The following is a 22360-nucleotide window of genomic DNA, read 5'->3' as shown; positions in this document are numbered from 1 at the left end:
TTAGGGGTATTATTAGTTTATTCTTCGTTTTGTTGAATTTTAAAAATCTCGTAACCTTGGTTTACGCTATTTAGTAAGCTTTCTGTACGATCAGCGTGTGTGTCCGAAATAAAGAGCTGACCAAAGGTATCTAAATTAACTAACTCTAAAATCTTGCGGACTCTATTCTCGTCTAATTTGTCAAATATATCGTCAAATAAGAGGATAGGAGCCACGCCTCGTTGAGTTTTTAAAAACTCAAATTGAGCTAATTTTAGTGCGATTAAGAATGACTTTTGCTGTCCTTGTGAACCAAATTTTTTAATAGGGTGTCCTGTCAGTTCGAACGCCAAGTCATCTTTATGTATCCCGACAGAAGTGTACTGTAGCATACGGTCTTTGGCTAGATTCTCTGCGAATAGATCTAACATAGATTTCTCATCTAGCTGCGTCTCATATTTTAGAGATACATCATCTTTATTCTCTGTGATCAGACTGTGATAATGAGAGAATATAGGAGTGAATTCTTTGATGAAATCTCTTCTTTTTTCGTGAATAGGGTGTGCCAATTCTGCAATCTGCTCATTATAGACTGCCAACGTCTCTCCGTCGAAATAGTGATTTTGAGCGAAGCTCTTAAGAAGGGCATTACGCTGGCTGATTAGCTTCTGGTATTGTATAAGTAGCTGTAGATAGTTGCTGTCCATCTGAGAGATCACACTATCGATAAACTTACGTCTAGTCTCACTTCCTTCTGTAATTAAGTCGCTGTCAGAAGGAGAGATAATCACTAGGGGAATAAAGCCAAAGTGATCAGAGAATCGTTCGTAATTTTTATTGTTTCTCTTCAGGATTTTTTTCTGTCCTTTTTTTAGGCTACATACGATGTGTTCTTCTTTTTCATCTCTAATGAATGTACCATCGATTACAAAAAAATCTTCGTTGTGTTTGATATTTTGCACAGCTATAGGGTTGAAGTAACTCTTCCCATAAGCCATGTAATATATAGCGTCTAAGATATTAGTTTTACCAACTCCATTTAACCCAATAAAACAGTTTATTTTCTGGTCAAAAGAGAAAGTATTATCGCTAATATTCTTGAAATTTAATATGTTTAATTTTTTTAAATACACGTGGTTACTAGTTATTTTAACGTTTTAGAGAGTGCTTTATCAAATTTTGGTGCAAATTATCAAAAATATAGATAGAAAGCACTTTTATATTACAATAAAAATCCTATTTTTGCGACTCATTAAACTTTGTATAAATGGCAACTTATAATAAAAGAGGTTATAAAGCCCCTAAACCTGAACAAGAAAAAGAAGATAATGAGTTTGAACAATATAACAATATTGATTCATCTAACAGTAAGACAGCTGAGGTATTTAACTCTTTAGATCAAGGAGCAAATAGAATGGAAAGCTGGGTAGTGCGCAACCAAAAAGTAATCTTTGGTATCGTAGGTGCTGTTGCTTTGGCTACTTTGGGGTATGTTGGTTATGACAAATTTGTTGTTGAGCCAAAAAATGATGACGCTGCGAACGAAATGTTTCAGGCACAGAGTTATTATAACGATGCTTTAATGAATGGTACTGCTAAAGACTCTTTATTTAACTTAGCACTTAATGGTGGAGAAGGTAAACTAGGATTCTTAGGAATTATAGAAAATTACGGTGGTACACAGTCTGCAGATTTAGCAAACTACTACGCAGGTACAGCATATTTACATAAAGGTGATTTCCCTAAAGCAATCGAGCATTTAGAGAAATTCAAAGGAAATGATGCAGTATTAGCACCATTAGCTTTAGGAGCTATTGGAGATGCTTTCTCTGAATTAGGGCAACCAGAACAAGCTTTAGAATATTATCAAAAAGCGGCTGCTAAACAGAAGAACGATTTTACTACACCGAGATATTTAAATAAAGCAGGTTTAGTTGCTTTAGAATTAGGTAAAAAAGATGAAGCGCTTAAGAACTTCAACGAGATTAAAAATAACTATCAAGGGTCTGTAGAATACAGAGGAGTAGATGCCTTGATAGGTTTAGCACAATAAGTATGGCAACAGCAAATAAAAACTTATCTGAGTACGATAAAACTACACTTCCTGACGGGAAGGATTTTAGAGTAGGTATCGTAGTATCAGAGTGGAATGACCAAATCACTAATGGACTGTATTCTGGTGCAGAAGCAGCCTTATTAGACTGTGGTCTATTAGCTGAAAACATAGTTCGCTGGAATGTACCAGGTAGCTTTGAATTAATCTTCGGAGCAAAAAAAATGATAGAAGTAGATGATACCTTAGATGCAGTTATTGTAGTAGGGTGTGTGATTAAGGGAGAGACGATGCATTTTGACTTCGTATGCGAAGGAGTGACACATGGTATTAAAGACCTTAACTTAATCTCTGATATCCCTGTGATCTTCTGTCTACTGACAGATAACCATATCGAACAATCTATTGCTCGTAGTGGTGGAGAACACGGAAACAAAGGTACAGAAGCAGCTATTGCAGCTTTAAAAATGATAGATTTAAATAGAAAAGCGTAAGCACAATCTATTTATAGTATATAAGATAGAGGATTTCTAAAAATAGAAATCCTCTTTTTTTGTTTTATGTTTTTCAAGAAGAGGGAATGTCATGTTTTCAATACTGTTTAGTCAGTACTGCTTTCCTCTATATTTTTTCTTTTCTAAAATAATCCTTCTTGTTTTTTTAATAAGTAGCTGTATTTTGATTCTATTTTTAGGGATTTAAGGAGAACTTCTTCCTCTTTTTTACTCAATATCCTCTGTTTTCCTTGTTTTTGGGCTTTAAATTAAAAAAAGTATATACTTTTTTTTAGTCTTGATTTTTAATTAAATGACTGATTTTTAGTTGATTATTTAGTTTTTGGTCAGAATTGTATTTTACTTATATGGACTTTAAACCCGTGTAAATAGGGGATTCAATTAAAGCTCTTCGACAATAGATGGACAATACTCCGTATTTAGTCAAGCAGAGAGCGTGTTAGTCCAAGAATGCTCCTTTTATTCATACAGTATTCTCCTCTAAGGATAAGGTAGGAATGTTATAACTATGAATTTAAAATGAATAATAAAGAATGTGTACCTAAGGTATAGTAGAGTTGGGGCAATTACATCAGTTTAAGGTTAGATTCTTAGCGTGTGTAGAATGATAAAGATAGTGAATGTGTTATCATTGTAATCGTTTTTAGAACTTATCTTCTGATGTTATTTATTAGGTGATTTTTTTTAAAAGGGTATTAGAGGGTGAGATGTGTAGTGTTTAATTCTATGATTCAGAAAGTGTCCTCTATATTTTAGAAATAAATTACAATACAGAAATAGTAAAGGAATTTTTAATTCTTTAAATTTGTCCTTTAAGTGGAATTTATCTAAACAATTAGATTAATAATAGAGGAGCAAATAGATGTCAGATATTATTCGTTTACTACCAGATCACGTAGCGAATCAGATAGCAGCAGGGGAAGTAGTACAACGCCCTTCGTCTGTGGTTAAGGAATTGATAGAGAACTCTGTCGATGCTGGAGCTACAGAGATTAAGTTGATTCTAAAAGAAGCTGGTAAAACTTTAATACAGGTTATTGATAATGGAAAGGGTATGACTGATGTCGATGCACGTATGTCATTCGAGCGTCATGCTACTTCTAAGATTTCCAAAGCAGAAGATTTATTTGCGCTAAGTACTAAAGGATTTAGAGGAGAGGCTTTGGCTTCTATCGCGGCTATTGCCCATGTGGAGTTAAAGACTCGTACACATGAGGCAGAGCTAGGTACCCATATCATCATAGAAGGGACTAAACTAGTGAGTCAGGAAGTAGCTGTTACTCCTGCGGGGACTTCATTTTCAGTGAAGAATTTGTTTTTTAATATACCTGCACGACGCAATTTTTTAAAGTCAGATAATGTAGAGTTTAGAAATATTATTGACGAATTTGAGAGAATCGTGTTAGTGCATCACAATATACACTTTTCTTTAATTCACAATGGGAGTGAAGTGTTTAACCTATTGCCTACAAATGCTCGTCAGCGTATAGTCAATGTATTCGGTACAAGAACAAACGAAAAGTTAGTACCTATTAAAGAGAATACAGAGATCGTAGAGGTGACAGGATTTGTAGGGAAACCTGAGTTTGCTAAAAAGAGTAGAGGAGAACAATTCTTCTTTGTGAATGATCGCTTTGTTAAAAGTGGTTATTTACACCATGCTATTATGGCGGCCTATGAAGGACTTTTAAAAGAGGGAACACATCCTAGTTATTTCATTTACTTTAATGTACCACCGGATAGTATAGATATAAATATACATCCGACAAAAACAGAGGTAAAGTTTGACGATGAACAAGCTTTATACAGTATTCTTCGTTCTATCATTAAGCATAGTCTAGGACAGTTTAATGTAGCGCCAGTATTAGATTTTCAGAGAGATGCTAGTCTAGACACTCCGTATGATTTTGAGGGAAAAGAAGCATCGACTCCTACTATAGAAGTGGATAGAAACTTTAATCCTTTTCACAGAGAGTTACTTACAGAGTCTGATAAGTTTGAATATAATCCATTTGACAATAATGCGGCTATGTTTATCGGAGCTACGGATAGTAGTATAGAGAATAACCGCTTTATAGATGATCTGGAGAATAACGAGACGTATGTATCCATGAATCCCTTTGGAGATAAGGTGACGAATAAGGGTAATGATATAGAGAATAACCGCTTTATAGATATACTAGAAAGTAAAAGTAATACAGAAGAAAATATTTCTTTAGGTGAGACGTTAGAGAGTAAAAGTAATCATAACTTTTTAGATGATAGTGATACTCTAGGTGAAGTGCTAGAGAGCAAAGGCAATAGCTCAATAGAGAATGAATATAAAGAAGAAATCACATTAGGGTCTAAAGTAAATAGAGAGTCTGATGTTATAGAATCTAAGTTTAATAAGCCTTCTGTGAAGAAGAGTTCATCATCTTCATTTGCTAAAGGAGCGTTGTCTTCTAAGAGTAATATAGAAGGGTGGGAGAATCTCTATGAAGGACTTCGTTCGTCAGGAGAAGATTTAGATGTTTCTGGCATAAAATTAGAGAGTGATTTTGTGACAGGTAATCTGTTTGAAAATAAACAGGAGGAAATCACAGGAGTGAAACGCTTCCAGATTAATAGAAAGTACATTGTAAGCCCGATAAAATCAGGAATGGTAATCATCGATCAAGGAAGAGCACATCAGCGTATACTGTACGAGAAGTTTATGGAAAGTATACAGAACCATACCGCTTCTTCTCAGCAATTATTGTTTCCATTGACATTGTATTACTCTCCTTATGAGGTAGAAATATTGAGGGAGTTATATCCAATGTTACAACAGACTGGTTTTGGATTTGAACACATGACACAAGATTATGTGGTTATCTCGGGACTACCTGTAAATATATCAGAGAGTGAGGCTTCTATCGTATTAGAAGATTTGATTAGTGATTTCCAAGATGGAGTACCTAAGACGGCAATGGGACAAAGTGACCGCATTGCCAAATCATTAGCACATAGCTTATCTGTGAAGACAGGAACTGTGCTAAATGATGAAGAACAAGAGAATATTGTGAACTCATTATTCGCTTGTCAAGAACCAAGTGTATCACCTTTTATGAAACCTACTTTTGTGACTATGAAAGTAGAAGATATAGAAAAAAAATTCGCATTATAATGAGAATATCAGAGACCGTAAAGCATTTAATTATAGTGAATATAATCTTTTTTGGGGCTAGTATGTTTATACCAGCTATCAAAGAATTATTTGCTATGTATTATTTTGAAAGCCCATCATTCTATGTATGGCAACCTTTAACTCATATGTTTATGCATGGGAGTTTAATGCATATTCTGTTTAATATGTTTGCTCTGTTCTCTTTTGGTAGTACGTTAGAGATGATGTGGGGAGGTAAGAAGTTTCTTACTTTTTACTTGCTATGTGGATTTGGAGCAGCGCTATTACATACAGGAGTGAATTACTTTAGCGTTCACTCTGCTGTGTCTACACTTACAGATAATGGGTATAATGCTAGCGATGTAATGGCGTTATTAAAAGAAGGAAAGTACGATCTAAGATGGGGAGGTATATTAGGTGATGGTCAGTTACATAATTTTCTCTCTGCATATAATACGCCTGTAGTAGGAGCTTCAGGAGCTGTGTATGGGTTGTTAGTAGCCTTTGCATTTATGTTCCCTAATGCAGAATTAATGATGATGTTTATTCCCGTGCCTATTAAAGCTAAATATTTTGTACCTGGTATTTTATTGATAGATTTATACGGAGGTGTAGCAGGTAGCTTCAGTCTATTCGGTGGAGGTGGCGGTATCGCTCACTTCGCTCATATAGGAGGAGCATTGATGGGGTATTTATTAATGATGTATTATAAGAAGACACAGTTTAACAATAACCGTTGGGATAGATAATGAGTAAGCTATTAGATGATTTGAAGTACCAGTATAGAGCTGGTGGTATTGTGCAAAAGTTGATTTACTGGAATGTAGGTATTTCAGTAATCATTATGTTGTTGCAAGTATTCTTTTCTTCCTTTAGCGCTAGTTTATTATCATGGTTAGCTCTTGGGAGCAATCCTATGTCACTATTGTATAAACCATGGACGTTGTTGACGTACTCATTCGTACATGCAGGGGTGATTCACCTTCTTTTTAATATGATTGTCTTGTTTTTTGTAGGAAAGTTATTTTCAACTTTTTTTACAGACAAGCAGTTCTTAACCTTATATCTATTAGGGGCTTTATTAGGTGGTGTGCTCTTCTTGCTAGGAGGGACGTTTATATCGACAGGATCTATACTAGTAGGCGCTTCGGCAGCTACTATAGCACCATTAGTAGGTGTGGCAGTACATGCCCCTATGATGCAGGTGCGATTAGCTTTAATCGGAAATGTGAAGATGTGGCATATTGCTACTTTTATTATCGTTTTAGATATTATCCAGTTGAACACAAGTAATGTAGGAGGACATTTGGCTCACTTAGGAGGTGCTCTAATGGGGTTGATCTATATTAAAATGTTAGAAGCAGGAACCGATTTAAGCATTATCTTTGATAAAATAAGTAATCTATTTAAACGAAATCAAGGAACTCGTTTTAAGAAGGTCTATGTAAATAATAAGGAGAATCGCCAAGAAAAAACAGTAGGTGATAATAAGGATGATAGACAACATAAAATAGATAAAATATTAGATAAAATCAGTAAATCTGGATATGAAAGCCTTACCAAAGAGGAGAAAAACTTTCTGTTTAGAGCTGGAAAAGAGTAAAATATGAAGAACCTATCTTGGTTTAACAAATTTGTATTTGGTATCAATATACTAATGGCGATTATGTCATTAGTAGGGTATTTCTTGCCTTTTTTAGCACCTAAGTTATTTCCGTTATTATCTGTGTTTACGTTAGTATTACCTTTCTTTTTGATTATTAATCTAGCTTTCTTTATCTATTGGTTAATTCAATTAAAAAGGCAAATATGGCTGTCTTCTTTAATTCTAGTACTTGGTATTACTTTTGCTAATAAGTTCTATAAGTTCTCAGGTAGAAATGAAGAGGTAGGAGGAAAAGAGTTCACTCTAATGAGCTATAATGTTCGTCTTTTTAACTTGTTTAATTGGATACCAGATGAGCATGTCCCTGATAAGATAAAAGAGTTCGTAGATCTACATGATCCTGATGTATTGTGCTTTCAAGAATACTCTAAGAATACAAATATAAAGTTCAGTCAATATCCTTATAAGTTCATTACTTCACATGGTAATAAGATAAAAACAGGACAGGCTATCTATTCTAAGTTTAGAATTATTGACAAAGGGGAGATTAACTTACCTAGCTCTAACAATAATGTGATTTTTGCGGATATTCTAAAAGATCAAGATACGATAAGAGTGTATAGTATTCACTTGCAGTCTATCAGTATTAGTCCTGATATCCATGAGAGTATAGATGAGGCTAAGTCTAAGCTAATCGTTAATCGTATAGCCAAGGCGTTTAAAGAACAGCAGATGCAATCTGAGTTAATAGAATCTCATATGAATGATGTGTCTATTCCTAAGATTATCTGTGGAGATATGAATAATAGTGCATTCTCGTATGTGTATAGAAATATTAAAGGAAACCTGAATGATGCATTCGTAGAAGGGGGAACAGGATTTGGGAAGACGTATGACTTCGCTTATCCGATGCGTATCGACTATGTGTTCGTAGATCCTCGTATTCATGTAAAGTCATTTAAGACTTATCCAGAGTTTAAAAATTCGGATCACTTCCCGTTAATTACTAGGTTGGAAGTCGATAGCCAAGAAGATAAATAAAAAGAGCTTAAATCATGATTTAAGCTCTTTTTCGTTATATTAAGTCTAAGGTTCTCTCTAGCGCTATTCCTCTTGATCCTTTAATCAAGATTAGTTTATTCTTAAACACTTCGTTAGAATGGTCAAGAATATGTTGTTTAAACAAGTCAAACGTTTCGAAGAAGTGTATGTCTTCTTGTGTGACATTAATAGAGGCTTTAAAGAATTCTCTTCCTATAAAGTAGGCTGTTTTGTTTTTGACCTCACTTAACCTAGTCACGATATCTTTGTGCTCTTTATAGCCTTCTTTACCTAACTCTAACATATCTCCTAAGACGAACACTTTATCACGTTGATCATTTAGTTGATCAAAGTTAGTTAATACAGCGTCCATACTGCTAGGGTTAGCATTATAAGCATCTAATAGAATCATAGAATCTTCTTTAGTAATCCATTGCGATCTATTATTAGTAGGAACATAGTGTTCTATAGCTTCTTTAATCTCACTTAAATCTACATTGAAGAAATGACCTATAGTCAGTGCTGCAGCTATATTAGTCGCATTATAAATTCCTGTAAGGTTAGAGTTAATTACTTCTCCTTTATAATATACTGTAGCGTTAGGCTGAGCTTCTAATTGTTCAATAACAATATCAGCAGAAGAATCTGTACCAAAAGTATAACGGCTAAAGGTCATTGTTTTAGCATCTTGTCTAGGATCATCTAAATTGACAAAAGCTGTTTTATAGTTGTCTTCTAAATAGTCGTATAATTCGCTTTTAGCCTTAATAACTCCTTCAAAACCGCCAAAGCCATCTAAGTGTGCTTTTCCAAAGTTAGTAATATACCCAAAGTCAGGATCAGCTAATTCACATAAGAAAGCTATTTCTTGTTTGTGGTTAGCCCCCATTTCTATAATACCTAAGTCTGTCTCTTCTGTAAGTGAAAGTAATGTAAGCGGTACACCGATATGGTTATTTAGGTTTCCTTTAGTAGCCGTTACTTTATATTTTTTGCTTAGTACTGTAGCGATAAGTTCTTTAGAAGTAGTCTTTCCATTACTACCTGTTAGCGCTATAATAGGCAAGCCAAGTTGTTGTCTATGGTGTTTAGCTAACTGTTGTAAAGCACCTAAGGCATCTGGTACATAAAGCATTTTAGCTGGATCAGTTATCAGCTTTTTATTGTCCATAATCACAAAGGCAGCACCTTTATTAAGTGCGTCTTGAGCAAACTCGTTAGCGTCAAAGTTATCTCCTTTTAATGCGAAAAAAAGGGAGTTAGGATGTATGTTTCTAGTATCAGTAGATACACCATCACACTGTAAAAAACATTGGTAAATTTCAGTAATATCCATGAATCAAAAGTATAAAAAAAAGCCCTAATACAATTAGGGCTTTTGAAAAAAGAATATTTTAAAATATGTTAATTCTTCGTTTTGCGTTTATCAGATTTAGGACCTACTTTAGTCATTACTAATCTGAATCCGATATAATCTGTAGCTTGATCTTCTGGGAAGAATCTTCTAGTAGCAGGGTCTAACCAATATGCTCTATCTTTCCAAGAACCTCCTTTAATAACACGAGATTTCTCATCATAAAGAGTAACCTTTTTAAGTGGCTTAGGTCCTTCACCTTTTATTTTACCACCTAAACCTGTCTGGATATTGTCATCAAATATAGAAGGATCTAATTCTTCTTGAGCAATTTGTCCAGGTAGATTGCGAACTCTTAATTTACCAGTGCTTAATGTATCGAACTTCACAGTTTCATTTGTTGTAATTTCAATCTTACCATCAGCACCTATTTTGTTTTTATAATATACATTTCCTTTATAGAAGTTGAAGTCGGTGTCATTCAGATCAATATTTGGATCATAAACATCAGCTACCCATTCAGCAACGTTACCAGACATATCATATAAACCGAAATCATTAGGAGGGTATGATTTAACTGCATTAGTGATATCACCATTGTCAGTAGCCCAACCTGCTATACCACCATAGTCACCACGACCTTGTTTATAGTTAGCATACTTAGTGTTCTGAACGATTGGTCTTCCTTTTTTGCGTTTGCTACTTTTATCCCAAGGGTATTTTTTACGCCCTTTATAGTTGTTGTACTCTCTGTTACCTACTAATCCTATAGCAGCATATTCCCATTCAGCTTCTGTAGGAAGTCTAAACTGTGAAGTGAATAAACCGGAGTTTTGTGTAGCATATAAGTTGCGATCACCTTCTTGTGCTTTGTTTCCTTTTCCTTTATAAGCAATATCGCTATTCCCTCCATAAACAGACTCTGGAGAGATAAGGTACGTATCTGTGCTAAAGTGAGCATCAGATCCTGCTTCAAGAATTTTAGCATCTTTCTTTAAATAACCTGCTTTTTCTAGAGCTAATTCGTTAACACGGTCAGTTCTCCATTTAGCATAGTCATTTGCTTGCACCCAAGTAACTCCTACTACAGGATAGTTAGCATAAGCAGGGTGTCTTAAGTAGCTAGTGATAAGTGATTCGTTGAACCCAGAAGGACCTCTCCATACTGTCGTATCAGGAATAGCACTTTTATAAATCTCTTGATATAATTCATTGTTTTGAGGATATACAGTACGCAACCAGTATAAGTATTCGTTATACATGATATTGGTAGTTTCTGTTTCATCCATATAAAACGATTGTACGTACATTTCTTTAGGATTGTTATTCCAATCAGCAAGGATATCCTCTTGTATACGTCCCATTGTAAATGTACCTCCTTCTACAGCAACCATTCCTTTAGGAGTGCGTTGTTCGTATTTGGTGTTGTATTGAAAACCACCTTTACTATCATTGATTTTCCAACCAGTAGCCGTTGATACGTTGCTGTTTGAATTTCCACAACTCGTAATACTAGCAGCAACTAATATACCTGCCAGTAATCGAAAGTTTAAAAGTTCTTTAATCTTCATCTCGTTATAAATGGATATAAAATTGTACGCAATTTAATAATTAACGTTTAATTAGCAATGTGAATACTTTCATTTAATCGAAAAAGTATCAATAATTTTTATTTTTTAATAAGCAATTACACTTATAACGTCTAAAAGTATTTTGTATTGCTTAATGAAAAAATAATTGTTTTGTATAATGTACGAATTTATGCGCTATGCAAATGTAGTTCGAATTACTTAAATGCCATACAAAATAATTGACAATATAGGGATGGGGGAGGCTGTTTCTCTCTTAGTGAACTTGACTTTCTTTGTGTTTTATTAAATAAGTATAATATGAATAAGCTATGTTGTAGTAAGCTTATTAATTAGGAATTAGAGATAGAATCTTTTAATAGTATAAAAATGAGGTAAATATCTTTGAATTATAAAGTAAATAGACTCATGAATAATTTAAAATAGTATTAAGTTTACTCTACACAAGAGAATAAAAATAGGATTAAATGTACATAGTATAAGTTTCTTATCAAGTAAGAAGTTATATTTCTTTTTATAAAGAAGTATAAAATAATAATTGTTGTTTTTGTAAGTTATAATAATAGTTGGAGTGAGATTTTAGTAATGTTAAAAAGATTATATTTGTGAATCTTAAAAAAATAAAGATGAAAAAAGTTACAGCCTTATTTCTTACTGTTTTAGCGGGGCAGTTTATATACGCTCAGAAAGTAGTAAGACCTATAACTACTGGAGTACCTTTCTTATTAATATCTGGCGATGCAAGATCATCAGGAATGGGAGACATTGGGGTTGCAACTTCTAGTGACGTGTTTTCTCAACAACATAATGCTGCGAAGTACGCATTTGCTACACAAGCTCAAGGTTTTTCTGTAAACTATAGCCCTTATATGTCTAAAGTGAGTAGCGATATGGCTTTAGGTCAATTAACCTATTTTAACAAGTTCAATGAACGTAGTGCAATCGGTGCAAGTTTGCGTTATTTTGGAATGGGAGAAATGGAGTTTAGAGATAGTTATCAATCAAGTTCAATTATAAAAAAACCAAATGAATTTGCTGTTGATATCTCTTATTCGTTGAAATTAAGTGATCGTTTTGGTATGGCTGTTGTAGGGCGTTTTATCAATTCTAACCTTAGAATGCCAGAGCTAGATGGTTCTAACTCTATGGCTAGTCAAGTAGCTGTAGATATTGCAGGTTTCTATGAATCAGATATAGTTCGTTTTAGTACTTTCGATGGTAGATGGCGAGCAGGATTTAATATTCAAAACCTGGGACCTAAGATAAAGTATGAAGATGAACAATTTGGTTCTTTTCTTCCTGCAAATTTAAAGTTGGGAGGTAGTTTTGATTTTATTATTGATCAGCAGAATACCTTGACTATTTCAGGAGAGCTTAATAAGCTATTAGTTCCAACACCACCAGAGCATAGAAATGATGCAGAAGCACTTATAGAGTATAATGATACGGGATGGCTTAAAGGAGTGATAAAATCATTTGGGGATGCGCCTAATGGATTTAGCGAAGAGTTGAAAGAGGTAGCATGGTCTTTAGGAGCAGAATACTGGTATGATAATAAGTTTGCTTTTAGGACTGGGTACTTTCACGAGAGTCCAGAAAAAGGAGCGAGACAGTATGCAACTTTAGGTGCAGGTTTTAAATATAATATGATGGCTATAGACCTATCGTATTTATTTTCAACATCAAAAATAAATAACCCAATGGAGAATACATTGAGATTCTCACTAACATTCGATTTAGGTAGAAAAACTTATCGAAGAGGTTAAAAAAAATAGTATATTTGTATTGAATCCAAACCATCCCCAACAAGATGAGTTTGGATTTTTTATCTCTAATAGTCAAGGATTATGAAAAAAATTGAAATCGTAACAACGTTCTTAGAATATGATTCAATAGCAGAATTAGAACAAAAAGATCAAGAGTTAATGAATAGGGCTGTAGAAGTGAGAAAGAAGGCTTATGCTCCTTATTCTAAGTTTAGAGTAGGTGCAGCTATCTTATTAGAAGACGGAACTATTGTAGTGGGGTCTAATCAAGAGAATGCCGCATTTCCATCAGGACTATGTGCAGAACGTACAGCTATATTCTATGTAGGGGCTAATTATCCTGATAAAAGAATTTTGAAGATAGCTATTTCAGCATCATCAGATTTAAAAGTTACGAATACTCCTATTCCTCCATGTGGAGCATGTAGACAGAGTATATTAGAATACGAAACAAAACAAGACTCTGCTATAGAGATGTTTTTTATGGGAGCAGAAGGTAAAGTATGTTATTCTCCTTCGTTAGTAAATATATTACCTTTTCATTTTGATAAAGACTCTATGTAAAGGATATAAAAAGAGCTAATCGTATTTATTTTGTTAAGCGAGTTCCGATTTGTACTATAATAATAGTACAAAGTTGACTATATTTATAAGCATTGTGATATTTTTTAAAAATTAGTAAATATTGATGGATATTGTGTCAATTAAATTATTAATTTTGATACGAGATTTATATCACAATGGTATAAACCTTAAGCCATTAAAAAATATTTAACCTTTGGCTTTTTTTAATTCTTAAAATGGATACATACGCCCAGATCATTACAATGTTGGCTGGTTCTAACATTGTACACGAAGAGATTTCAGTAGGTAAATTATTACTTACTTTATTTTTAGTTTTCTTAAACGGTTTTTTCGTTGCAGCAGAGTTTGCAATTGTGAAAGTTCGTACTTCTCAAATTGAAGTTCATCAAGAACTAAATTCTAAAGTAGCAGGTATTGCTAAGAATATTGTTTCTAATCTTGATGCATATTTAGCAGCAACACAATTAGGTATTACCCTTGCTTCACTAGGGTTAGGATGGGTAGGAGAAAGCTCATTGACACCTGTAATTATGTATTTGTTTGAAGCTTTTGGATTCACTGGACCTGAGTGGTACGGTATAGCTAAAAGTGTTTCTTTTCCAGTAGCTTTTGCTATTATTACAATTTTACATATCGTTTTTGGTGAATTAGCACCAAAATCTTTAGCTATTCACTTCCCGACCAAAACTACATTTACAGTAGCTTTGCCCTTACGTATTTTCTATTTCGTTTTTAGACCGATTATTTGGTTGATGAATGGTTTAGCTAATGGGATATTACGTATCGTTGGTATTAGCCCAATTCACGGAGCTGATATTCATACTGAAGAGGAGCTAAAGATGATTATTACAGAGAGTCAAGAAGGAGGAGCTATTGAAGAAACAGAACGTGTTTTGATTCAGAATGTATTCGACTTTGATGACAGACGTGTAAATAATATTCAAAGCTTGCGCAAGAATGTGTCTGCTATTGAAATTAATACAAGTGTAATGGAGGCTATTGATTATGCTATTAATGAGGGATATTCTCGTTTTCCAGTATATGAAGATAATTTAGATAATATTAAAGGTGTTATTTATACAAAAGATTTGATGAAAGCAATGATTCAAGACAAGAGTAATACCGACTTAGCTTCATTGCTTCGTGAACCTATCTATATCTCTGAAAATGCACTTATTAAAAATGTATTGAAACAATTCCAAGCGAAGCATTTACAGATGGCTATTGCTACGAATGAAGTAGGAGAGTTTACAGGTATTGTGACTATGGAAGATATTTTAGAGGAATTGGTAGGAGAGATTCAAGATGAATATGACAATGAAGAGCCTGTAGTACAGAGTATGGGAGAAGGTAGATACGTAGTTAGTGCACACTATAACCTATCAGATATTAATAGACTAGTACCTGTTAAGTTTGAAGAAAGTGAACACTATGATACACTAGCAGGATTAATCAGCGAAGAGTGTCCTGATGACGAGTTTAAAGTAGGAGATATTATAAGACTTGATGACTACGAAGGAAAGATACTTAAGATGTATCGTAACTCAGTAGAACAAGTTGAGTTAAGTCTTTTAACTAAAGAACAGAAAGAAGAACAATCAGAAGATAAATAATTATAAAGGACAGTATTCGTACTGTCCTTTTTTTGTAGGTTATCTTTTGAGTAATTCATTTAGTCATCGTATTGCTACAATTTATCACATTCTAATCAAACGATTAGGAAGAGAATAATAGCAATTATATATTTGTTTATCTAAAAGATTAAAGAAGATATGAGATATAAGATTTGTTATGATATAATAGAACCAGAGGACTATATAAATATGCGTGTAACCTGTGGTTTGTCTGAAAAGAGAATTATGGCAGCAGTTATTGGTCTTGCCAACTCTCTATGCTGTGTGTCGATACTAGATACAGAGAATAATGATAAGTTCGTAGGGATGGGAAGGTTAGTAGGTGATGGTGGATGTCATTGTCAGATTGTTGATATTTGTGTATTACCAGAGTACCAAGGACAAGGATTAGGTAAGTTAGTAATGACTACATTGACAGAATTTATTAACGATAATTTGCCAGAGTCATGTTATGTGAACCTAATAGCAGATGGAGAAGCTTATAAGCTATACGAGCATTATGGTTTTAAAGAAGTATGGCCTGTCTCTAGAGGAATGGGGTATGTCAAGAAGAACTAAGAAAGAGAAAGACGACTTTACAGCAAGGCTATAAAGTCGTCTTTTTGTTTTTAATTAGTAGTGAAACTAAAGTCGCTATAGTTGCGAAAGTAATCATTACGACTGCGATATTTGGCATAGTACTACTAATGTATAAGCCTGTTCCAATCAAGATATAGTATAATAATCCGAATAATGCACTAGCTGTACCTATTGACGATTTGTACTGTAGTAGGGCTTGACTAAGGATATTTGGAATCGCTATCCCGAATGCAGTTACAATAAATACCATTGGGATTAGAAAATAAAGCGTATTTCCTATTAGAATTAACACTAAAGCATTTACAATAGCTATAGCTGCTGCAATCTTCATTAATGTAATTGGTAAATAACCTCTCTCTAGTAATTTCTTGTTTAGAGAGCTTCCTATAAAAGAACCTGCAGCTAGTACAATACCACTATATCCATATACTGTTGGGCTTAAACCTTCTTGTTCAAATATAAATGGAGCAAATGAGTAATAACTAAATAGAAGCACATTGTACGCCATGACTAATAAAGCATATTTCCACAATAGAGAGTCAGTGTACATCGTCTTAGCTAAGGTTATTATTTTATCAAAGGTGATTTTGTCACTATGTTGTTTAGTTTCTTTTAAGGAGAAAAAGGATGTGCTAAATAATAGTATTGATAATGTCGCTAATACAGTGAATATTCCCCAATATCCAAATTGATTAGATAGAATTCCGCCCATTAGCAATCCTATAACAGGACTTACTGATAAGGCTATACCCATTATTGAAAATACTTTAGCTAGTTCTACTCCGGTATAACTATCTCTCATCATAGTTTGTGTAATTACAGATCCTACAGCTATACCAAATGCAGCAATAAATCTAGCGATAAGTATTGTTTCAAAATTAGTAGCCAATAAGGCTAGTACTGAAGCGAGTGTATAGGTTACCAATCCGCTTAACATCGCCTTTCTTCTACCAATGTAGTCACTTAGTATTCCCCAAAAGATAACCCCAAGTGCAAAGGCTATAAAGTATATACTTATCGTTAGTAATGTAGTCTCTTTTGTTACATCAAATGCTTTAGCTAAATGCGTTAAGGCAGGACTATAGATGGTCTCAACGAATTGTGGGAACATCATCAGTACAACCATTAGAGCTAAACTGTTTTTTGTTTTCATTGTTTTTAATTTTGGACAAAGGTCTCTAGAATTTGTTGTATCTTTATAATACTATAAACTCATTAAGTAACAGTTTACGGACAAATGGCATATCTGCATTCAGAACAAGAATTTCATCCAGAACTAATAGATTTACCTGTTATAGGTCTAGCTTCTGATTTAGTTCAGCATGATTCTGGTTTTCATCAGCATGATGAACACCAGCAACTTCTCTATGCTCCTAGTGGATGTATGACACTATTGACTAATGATATGCAAGTGATTTTACCACCTACACGTATGCTGATTATACCTGCAGGGCTATCGCATCGTGTATTCTTTAGAAATGTAGTTGCTTATCGCTCTATTTACTTTATGGCAAAAGAGAAATTGTGGATAGCAGATACAATTAAGGTATTAGAAGTCAATCCTCTATTAGAACAGTTAATAGAGAGAATATGTTTTTGGGAATGGAAGGCTTATACTGATGAGCAGCTCGCTATAGCAAAAGTGTTTAGCAATGAATTAAACGCAGCACATATAGAAGATTATCATCTGAAGATACCTAAAGATGGCAGATTAAAAGATATTATCCGACAGTTTATCATAGATAAAAGAGTCCCTCCATTTCTCAAGGAGCTAACCCAAGAGGTAGGGGCAAGCGAGAAGACAATCTCTCGTATCTTTAAGAAAGAAACAGGGATGGTCTATCAAGATTGGCGATTGCAATGGAAGTATTATCGCTCTTTAGAGTTGTTGGCTGAGGATATGTCTATCTCAGTAGTAGCTGATGTATTGGAGTTTTCGTCTGATAGTGCGTTTATAGAATTCTTTAAAAAACACGCTGGTATTACCCCACATCGCTATTTAATAAAACAATAAATAGAATGAGATATGGATCGTTTTGATGAATTATTAAGTGATATTAGGGCTTGTAAGATATGTGAAGAAGAGCTACCTCTAGGAGCTAATCCTGTGGTATTATCTAGCGTGCAGTCTAAAATCATTATTATAGGTCAAGCACCTGGACTAAAAGTACATTTATCAGGTATTCCCTTTAAAGATAAAAGTGGAGAACAACTGCGCCAATGGCTAGGAGTGACAGAAGAGGAGTTCTATGATACGGCTAACTTCTCTATTATCCCTATGGGGTTTTGTTATCCAGGTAAAGGGAAGAGTGGAGACTTACCTCCTAAGAAAATATGTGCACCTACATGGCATGCTCAGTTGTTAGAACAATTAACTGCTGCCAAACTTATCTTACTAATAGGGAAATATGCACAAGATTATTATTTAAAGACTAATGATTCACTGACAGAGAATGTAAATAACTTCCATGAGTATTTACCTACTTATTTTCCATTACCTCATCCTTCTCCGAGAAATAATATTTGGAAAGCGAAGAACAAATGGTTTGAACAAGAGGTTGTACCAGTACTACAACACCAAGTCAAATCAATCTTGAGAAAATAATACTACCCTATGCTTTTCTTGTAAAGGAAAGTTGTTTTCTAAACATCATATAGACTAAACTCAAGATAATAACTACTGCACTAGCATACATAATGGTAGGGATATTAGTGATATTGTCTTTATAATACCACCCTGCTAAGAAAGCACCTCCACCTACACCTGCTTCTAGAGCGATATACATAGTAGATACAGCACGCCCTCGCTGATCTGGTTGGCTGAAGTCTATCGTCCAGGCATTTAATGCAGGAGATAAGATACCTAAGGAAATACCATATATGAATGCCCCTAGATATAACCCATTAGTAGATTCGTAGAATGCTATTATAGCTAATGAGATAATCAGAAGTACTAATCCTATATTGATGATTAAGACACGTCCATATTTGTCAGATACTTTACCTGCGACAAATCTTACTAGTAAGGAAGAAATAGTAAAGATCATAAAGAAGATCCCTTTATTTTCTAAGCCTAAGTGTCCTGTCCAGTCAGGGATTAGCGTAAGAATAACTCCATAAGCGATGTAAGACATAAAAGTCACGAAGGCTGCAGGGAATACCCCTAAGTCAAAGATGTCCTTGCCTGATATTTTTAGTAATTTAAAAGAGAACTTTTCTTTTACTTGTAAGGTCTCTTTCATATTCATTAAGATAACAATAGAAAGTAGAGCAAAAGCAGATGAAGTATAAAATAGGAAGTCTATGGAGGTGTACATCTTTATAGTACTACCGATGGCTGGACCTATGGCCATACCTGTACTAAAGCTTATCCCATGAAGGCCTAATGCTTCACCCCATCGCTCTCTAGGTACGATATCAGCTACATAAGCTGCTGTAGCTGTTGGCTTGAACCCTGTAGAGAATCCGTGTAATAATCGCAAGAATAGAAAGCCTGATACTGTGGTAAGTATAGGGTATAATAAACTACACACAAAACATACTATCGACCCAATAGCCATAATAGGCACACGTCCTATCTTATCTGTCAGTTTACCACTAAAGGGTCTAGAGATACCAGCAGTGATTGTAAATAGTCCAATAATGAGTCCTTTGTATTCAGCACCTCCTAGTCCTGATAGATAATCAGGTAGCTCAGGTATAAGCATATTAAAACTAGCTGAGAATAGTAAAGAGCTTAAACATACTAGTATAAACTGAGTATTGTATATAGGATGTGAATTAAATCTAGACACGTATCATCGTTTTTATGAGGTGCAAAGTTATTGGTTTACATTTTCTTGTACAATGTTAATCTTAGGTTGTTCATATAAACCCAGAATCAACATTAGCCAAATACTACAAAGCAATTTTACTTCATAGCTCTTTCATTAGCTCAACCATACTATAGTATGCTGAAATCGCTAATTCAGACCTATCTTGTATAATTACTTTTTGTTTATCTACCTATTGCTGATTCTGGGATAAACAAAAAACTCTAGGTATATAACACTTTTATCATTGTTATATACCTAGAGTTTAGGGTATAATAAATAGACTTTATCTAATTATTTCTCTTTGTGATATAAAGCATCAGCAGTGTCAAACTTCTCTATCATCTCTGTAGACGCTTGTTTTCCATAGTTAGATACTAAGTAGATCGCAATCGAACTAAATAAGAATCCTGGAATGATTTCGTATACCGTATCTCCGAATAGAATAGGCCATATAATTACTGTTACCGCTCCTACTAATACTCCTGCGAAAGCTCCCATACCTGTAGTTTTTCTCCAGAATAGAGTGAATAAAATAGCAGGACCAAAGGCAGCTCCAAAACCAGCCCAAGCATGTGCTACTAAAGCAAGAATTTTACTATCTGGATCGTATGCGATTATGATTGCGATTAAAGCGATTAGTAGTACAGCAAATCTTCCTGTCCATACTAGCTCTTTTTGGCTAGCACTTCTTCTGAAGTAAGCTTTGTAGAAGTCTTGGGTAAGGGTACTAGATGACATTAATAGCTGTGCACTTAATGTACTCATCACAGCAGCTAGAATAGCAGAAAGTAAGATACCTACTACCCAAGGGTTAAATAGTTGTTTGATTAGCTCGATGAATATCATCTCATTGTCTTTGTTTACTACACCAGCTATTTCTGGATGTTTATAGTAGTAGCTGATTCCTAAATAACCGATTGTTACAGCTCCTCCTAGACATAGTGTCATCCATGACATTCCTATACGTCTAGCGTTCTTCATTGTCTTTACACTATCAGCAGCCATAAAGCGTGCTAAGATATGTGGTTGTCCGAAGTATCCAAGTCCCCATGCAGCAGCACTAATAATGGCGATAAAGCTTACATTATGTGTCAGACTTGAATACGAAATATTAGTAGCAATAGCTGCTTCATTTGTATAAGTAGTGATAGCATCCCATCCTCCCATATATAGGATAATCATCACAGGAGTCAAGATTAACGCGAATAACATTAAAGTAGCCTGAATCGTATCACTCCAACTTACTGCTAAGAATCCGCCGATGAACGTATACGCTATCGTAGCTAAAGCCCCTAGATATAGTGCATTGATATACTCCATGTGGAATAGTGTTTCGAATAATCTAGCTCCAGCTACCATACCAGACGCACAGTATATCGTGAAGAAGATTAGGATAGTTACAGCAGATACTGTTTTTACTAACTGACCATCTTTTCCAAATCTGTTGTGAAAGAAGTCTGGTAATGTCAATGCATTATTATTAATTTCTGTGTGTACACGCAGACGACCTGCTACTAACTTCCAGTTATAGTATGCTCCGATAATTAAACCGATCGCAATCCAGCTCTGAGATAAACCTTTGCCAAAAATAGCACCTGGTAATCCCATTAGTAACCATCCAGACATATCTGAAGCTCCTGCTGATAAAGCGGTTACTACTGGACCAAAACTACGTCCTCCTAAGATGTAGTCAGAAAAATCTTTTGTGCGCAAATACGCAATTACACCTATTCCTAACACAACCACTAAATAAATGGAAAATGTTATAATAGTTGGATCTATATTTTCAAACATATTGTTGTTATTTTTTTGCTAAATTTATTTAATTATTTTAAATAATACAATGAACGACCGGATTATTTAGTTTAATTACGAATAGTGTATTTTAATATTCCTCTTTTTTGAATGAATTTTATAAATATAAGTAAACTGAAAATGAAACTATTATACTTTTTAGATACTTATATATATTGTAGTATTCTTTTTTTAAAGAATAAAAGTTACAAGAAGTCATTATGGCTTGTCCATTAATAGTAATAATGTAAGTCGTTATATCTTTTTGTTGATGTATTCTGAGAGAATAGGCTTTTATATGCGTAGTGTTATCTAAAAGTTAGTTATAGGACAGCCTGTCATATTCTGTAGTTGTCACTCTGCACATAGTGTCTCTATAGAGGTATTATTTGATAACAATTGTTATCGTCTCCTTATTCGTAGAGTTCTACTTTCGTATTTCTAATTTAAAATATGAAATATGACAAATAAAGAGTTAATCAAGAGCTGCTTTGTAAACTTATTAGAAAGCCCTCAGTATTGTCCAGAGGTGATAGCGACATATTTTTCTACTGATTACATCCAATGTGTTGATGGAAAGAGATTAGACTACACCATTTTTAGTAATCATATTAAAAAATTAAAAGAAGTGACTGAAAAACTGTCTATTACATTTAACTATATGGCTGAAGAAGGAAATTTAGTGTTTACTAACCACAGTGTATTAGTACATAGAAATGATGGATCTGTAAGTAAGGTGAAAGTGATTGCAACATTTGTAGTAGAAAAGGAGAAGATAGTTTTTTGTGATGAGTTAACTCTTCATGAAGAGGGAAATCATGATGATTCTAACCTTGGTTCTATTGTGTAAAAAGGTCAATAAAAAAAGCCCTATACGAAGGGGTAAGGTGTATAGGGCAAAA

General features: G+C 34.3%; 19 protein-coding genes. 13 read left to right on the top strand and 6 right to left on the bottom strand.

All coding sequences use genetic code 11. The features are described 5' to 3' along the window. Positions 1-17: 17 nt before the first annotated feature. On the bottom strand, positions 18-1112 hold the full coding sequence (gene recF, locus HX049_RS09965; RefSeq protein ID WP_286415663.1) for a DNA replication/repair protein RecF: 1095 nt from the start codon (positions 1110-1112) through the stop codon (positions 18-20). Between the two features lie 134 nt (positions 1113-1246). Between recF and HX049_RS09960 the strand changes: the two genes are divergently transcribed. The 6 genes from HX049_RS09960 to HX049_RS09935 all read left to right on the top strand — a co-directional run bounded on the left by HX049_RS09960 (position 1247) and on the right by HX049_RS09935 (position 8342). After that, positions 1247-2032 (top strand): YfgM family protein, encoded by a 786-nt coding sequence (locus HX049_RS09960; RefSeq protein WP_286415662.1) that lies wholly within the window; start codon positions 1247-1249, stop codon positions 2030-2032. A 2-nt stretch (positions 2033-2034) separates the two neighbouring features. Then, positions 2035-2526, top strand: coding sequence for a 6,7-dimethyl-8-ribityllumazine synthase (ribH, locus tag HX049_RS09955; RefSeq protein WP_286415661.1), 492 nt, complete (start codon positions 2035-2037; stop codon positions 2524-2526). An 883-nt stretch (positions 2527-3409) separates the two neighbouring features. Next, positions 3410-5695: a DNA mismatch repair endonuclease MutL gene (mutL, locus tag HX049_RS09950; protein WP_286415659.1), complete on the top strand. Its 2286-nt coding sequence runs from the start codon at positions 3410-3412 to the stop codon at positions 5693-5695. Beyond that, positions 5695-6444 (top strand): rhomboid family intramembrane serine protease, encoded by a 750-nt coding sequence (locus HX049_RS09945; protein WP_286415657.1) that lies wholly within the window; start codon positions 5695-5697, stop codon positions 6442-6444. Before mutL ends, HX049_RS09945 begins: the two co-directional genes overlap by 1 nt. Then, the gene (locus tag HX049_RS09940) at positions 6444-7298 is read left to right on the top strand and encodes a rhomboid family intramembrane serine protease (protein ID WP_286415656.1); all 855 of its coding nucleotides are present in this window, start codon (positions 6444-6446) and stop codon (positions 7296-7298) included. Before HX049_RS09945 ends, HX049_RS09940 begins: the two co-directional genes overlap by 1 nt. 3 nt (positions 7299-7301) lie before the next feature. Then, positions 7302-8342 carry an endonuclease/exonuclease/phosphatase family protein gene (locus HX049_RS09935; protein WP_286415654.1) on the top strand — a complete coding sequence of 347 codons (1041 nt, stop codon included), beginning with the start codon at positions 7302-7304 and terminating at the stop codon, positions 8340-8342. A gap of 34 nt (positions 8343-8376) precedes the next feature. Here the strand turns inward: HX049_RS09935 and HX049_RS09930 are convergent, their stop codons facing one another. Both HX049_RS09930 and gldJ read right to left on the bottom strand, forming a co-directional pair. Next, positions 8377-9678: a UDP-N-acetylmuramoyl-tripeptide--D-alanyl-D-alanine ligase gene (locus tag HX049_RS09930; RefSeq protein WP_286415653.1), complete on the bottom strand. Its 1302-nt coding sequence runs from the start codon at positions 9676-9678 to the stop codon at positions 8377-8379. 68 nt (positions 9679-9746) lie between these two features. Beyond that, positions 9747-11267 (bottom strand): gliding motility lipoprotein GldJ, encoded by a 1521-nt coding sequence (gldJ, locus tag HX049_RS09925; protein ID WP_286415652.1) that lies wholly within the window; start codon positions 11265-11267, stop codon positions 9747-9749. 644 nt (positions 11268-11911) lie between these two features. Between gldJ and porV the strand changes: the two genes are divergently transcribed. From porV to HX049_RS09905, 4 genes are all read left to right on the top strand, one after another. After that, complete coding sequence (gene porV, locus HX049_RS09920; protein WP_286415650.1) at positions 11912-13051, top strand: type IX secretion system outer membrane channel protein PorV; 1140 nt, start codon at positions 11912-11914, stop codon at positions 13049-13051. A gap of 81 nt (positions 13052-13132) precedes the next feature. Beyond that, a complete protein-coding gene (locus tag HX049_RS09915; RefSeq protein ID WP_286415649.1) occupies positions 13133-13615 on the top strand; it encodes a cytidine deaminase in 483 nt (160 codons plus the stop codon). A gap of 236 nt (positions 13616-13851) precedes the next feature. After that, positions 13852-15249 (top strand): hemolysin family protein, encoded by a 1398-nt coding sequence (locus HX049_RS09910; protein ID WP_286415648.1) that lies wholly within the window; start codon positions 13852-13854, stop codon positions 15247-15249. A 159-nt stretch (positions 15250-15408) separates the two neighbouring features. Continuing rightward, a complete protein-coding gene (locus HX049_RS09905) occupies positions 15409-15828 on the top strand; it encodes a GNAT family N-acetyltransferase (protein ID WP_286415647.1) in 420 nt (139 codons plus the stop codon). Positions 15829-15856: 28 nt separating this feature from the next. On the opposite strand, the gene HX049_RS09900 is transcribed toward HX049_RS09905, so the two are convergent. After that, a complete protein-coding gene (locus HX049_RS09900) occupies positions 15857-17002 on the bottom strand; it encodes a multidrug effflux MFS transporter (RefSeq protein ID WP_286415646.1) in 1146 nt (381 codons plus the stop codon). 84 nt (positions 17003-17086) lie between these two features. Between HX049_RS09900 and HX049_RS09895 the strand changes: the two genes are divergently transcribed. Continuing rightward, the gene (locus tag HX049_RS09895) at positions 17087-17863 is read left to right on the top strand and encodes an AraC family transcriptional regulator (RefSeq protein WP_286415645.1); all 777 of its coding nucleotides are present in this window, start codon (positions 17087-17089) and stop codon (positions 17861-17863) included. Between the two features lie 12 nt (positions 17864-17875). Beyond that, a complete protein-coding gene (locus HX049_RS09890; RefSeq protein ID WP_286415644.1) occupies positions 17876-18454 on the top strand; it encodes a uracil-DNA glycosylase family protein in 579 nt (192 codons plus the stop codon). A 7-nt stretch (positions 18455-18461) separates the two neighbouring features. Here the strand turns inward: HX049_RS09890 and HX049_RS09885 are convergent, their stop codons facing one another. Both HX049_RS09885 and putP read right to left on the bottom strand, forming a co-directional pair. Next, a complete protein-coding gene (locus tag HX049_RS09885) occupies positions 18462-19643 on the bottom strand; it encodes an MFS transporter (protein ID WP_286415643.1) in 1182 nt (393 codons plus the stop codon). 312 nt (positions 19644-19955) lie between these two features. Further along, positions 19956-21458: a sodium/proline symporter PutP gene (putP, locus tag HX049_RS09880; RefSeq protein ID WP_286415642.1), complete on the bottom strand. Its 1503-nt coding sequence runs from the start codon at positions 21456-21458 to the stop codon at positions 19956-19958. A 460-nt stretch (positions 21459-21918) separates the two neighbouring features. Here putP and HX049_RS09875 point away from each other — a divergent pair, with 460 nt between their 5' ends. Beyond that, positions 21919-22308 (top strand): hypothetical protein, encoded by a 390-nt coding sequence (locus HX049_RS09875; RefSeq protein ID WP_286415641.1) that lies wholly within the window; start codon positions 21919-21921, stop codon positions 22306-22308. The last annotated feature ends 52 nt before the right edge of the window (positions 22309-22360 follow it).

Source organism: Myroides odoratimimus, assembly GCF_030326305.1.
In the GTDB taxonomy this organism is placed as follows: domain Bacteria; phylum Bacteroidota; class Bacteroidia; order Flavobacteriales; family Flavobacteriaceae; genus Flavobacterium; species Flavobacterium odoratimimum_A.
This window is presented reverse-complemented; position numbering and strand designations above follow the sequence as displayed.

Bases quoted from the DNA above. Each gene is read 5' to 3' on its own strand.
- HX049_RS09875 (WP_286415641.1), top strand. From the start codon at position 21,919: ATGACAAATAAAGAGTTAATCAAGAGCTGCTTTGTAAACTTATTAGAA.
- HX049_RS09940 (WP_286415656.1), top strand. From the start codon at position 6,444: ATGAGTAAGCTATTAGATGATTTGAAGTACCAGTATAGAGCTGGTGGT.
- HX049_RS09930 (WP_286415653.1), bottom strand. From the start codon at position 9,678: ATGGATATTACTGAAATTTACCAATGTTTTTTACAGTGTGATGGTGTA.
- HX049_RS09945 (WP_286415657.1), top strand. From the start codon at position 5,695: ATGAGAATATCAGAGACCGTAAAGCATTTAATTATAGTGAATATAATC.
- HX049_RS09905 (WP_286415647.1), top strand. From the start codon at position 15,409: ATGAGATATAAGATTTGTTATGATATAATAGAACCAGAGGACTATATA.
- mutL (WP_286415659.1), top strand. From the start codon at position 3,410: ATGTCAGATATTATTCGTTTACTACCAGATCACGTAGCGAATCAGATA.
- HX049_RS09900 (WP_286415646.1), bottom strand. From the start codon at position 17,002: ATGAAAACAAAAAACAGTTTAGCTCTAATGGTTGTACTGATGATGTTC.
- HX049_RS09935 (WP_286415654.1), top strand. From the start codon at position 7,302: ATGAAGAACCTATCTTGGTTTAACAAATTTGTATTTGGTATCAATATA.
- HX049_RS09915 (WP_286415649.1), top strand. From the start codon at position 13,133: ATGAAAAAAATTGAAATCGTAACAACGTTCTTAGAATATGATTCAATA.
- HX049_RS09895 (WP_286415645.1), top strand. From the start codon at position 17,087: ATGGCATATCTGCATTCAGAACAAGAATTTCATCCAGAACTAATAGAT.
- HX049_RS09890 (WP_286415644.1), top strand. From the start codon at position 17,876: ATGGATCGTTTTGATGAATTATTAAGTGATATTAGGGCTTGTAAGATA.
- HX049_RS09960 (WP_286415662.1), top strand. From the start codon at position 1,247: ATGGCAACTTATAATAAAAGAGGTTATAAAGCCCCTAAACCTGAACAA.
- ribH (WP_286415661.1), top strand. From the start codon at position 2,035: ATGGCAACAGCAAATAAAAACTTATCTGAGTACGATAAAACTACACTT.
- putP (WP_286415642.1), bottom strand. From the start codon at position 21,458: ATGTTTGAAAATATAGATCCAACTATTATAACATTTTCCATTTATTTA.
- gldJ (WP_286415652.1), bottom strand. From the start codon at position 11,267: ATGAAGATTAAAGAACTTTTAAACTTTCGATTACTGGCAGGTATATTA.
- porV (WP_286415650.1), top strand. From the start codon at position 11,912: ATGAAAAAAGTTACAGCCTTATTTCTTACTGTTTTAGCGGGGCAGTTT.
- HX049_RS09910 (WP_286415648.1), top strand. From the start codon at position 13,852: ATGGATACATACGCCCAGATCATTACAATGTTGGCTGGTTCTAACATT.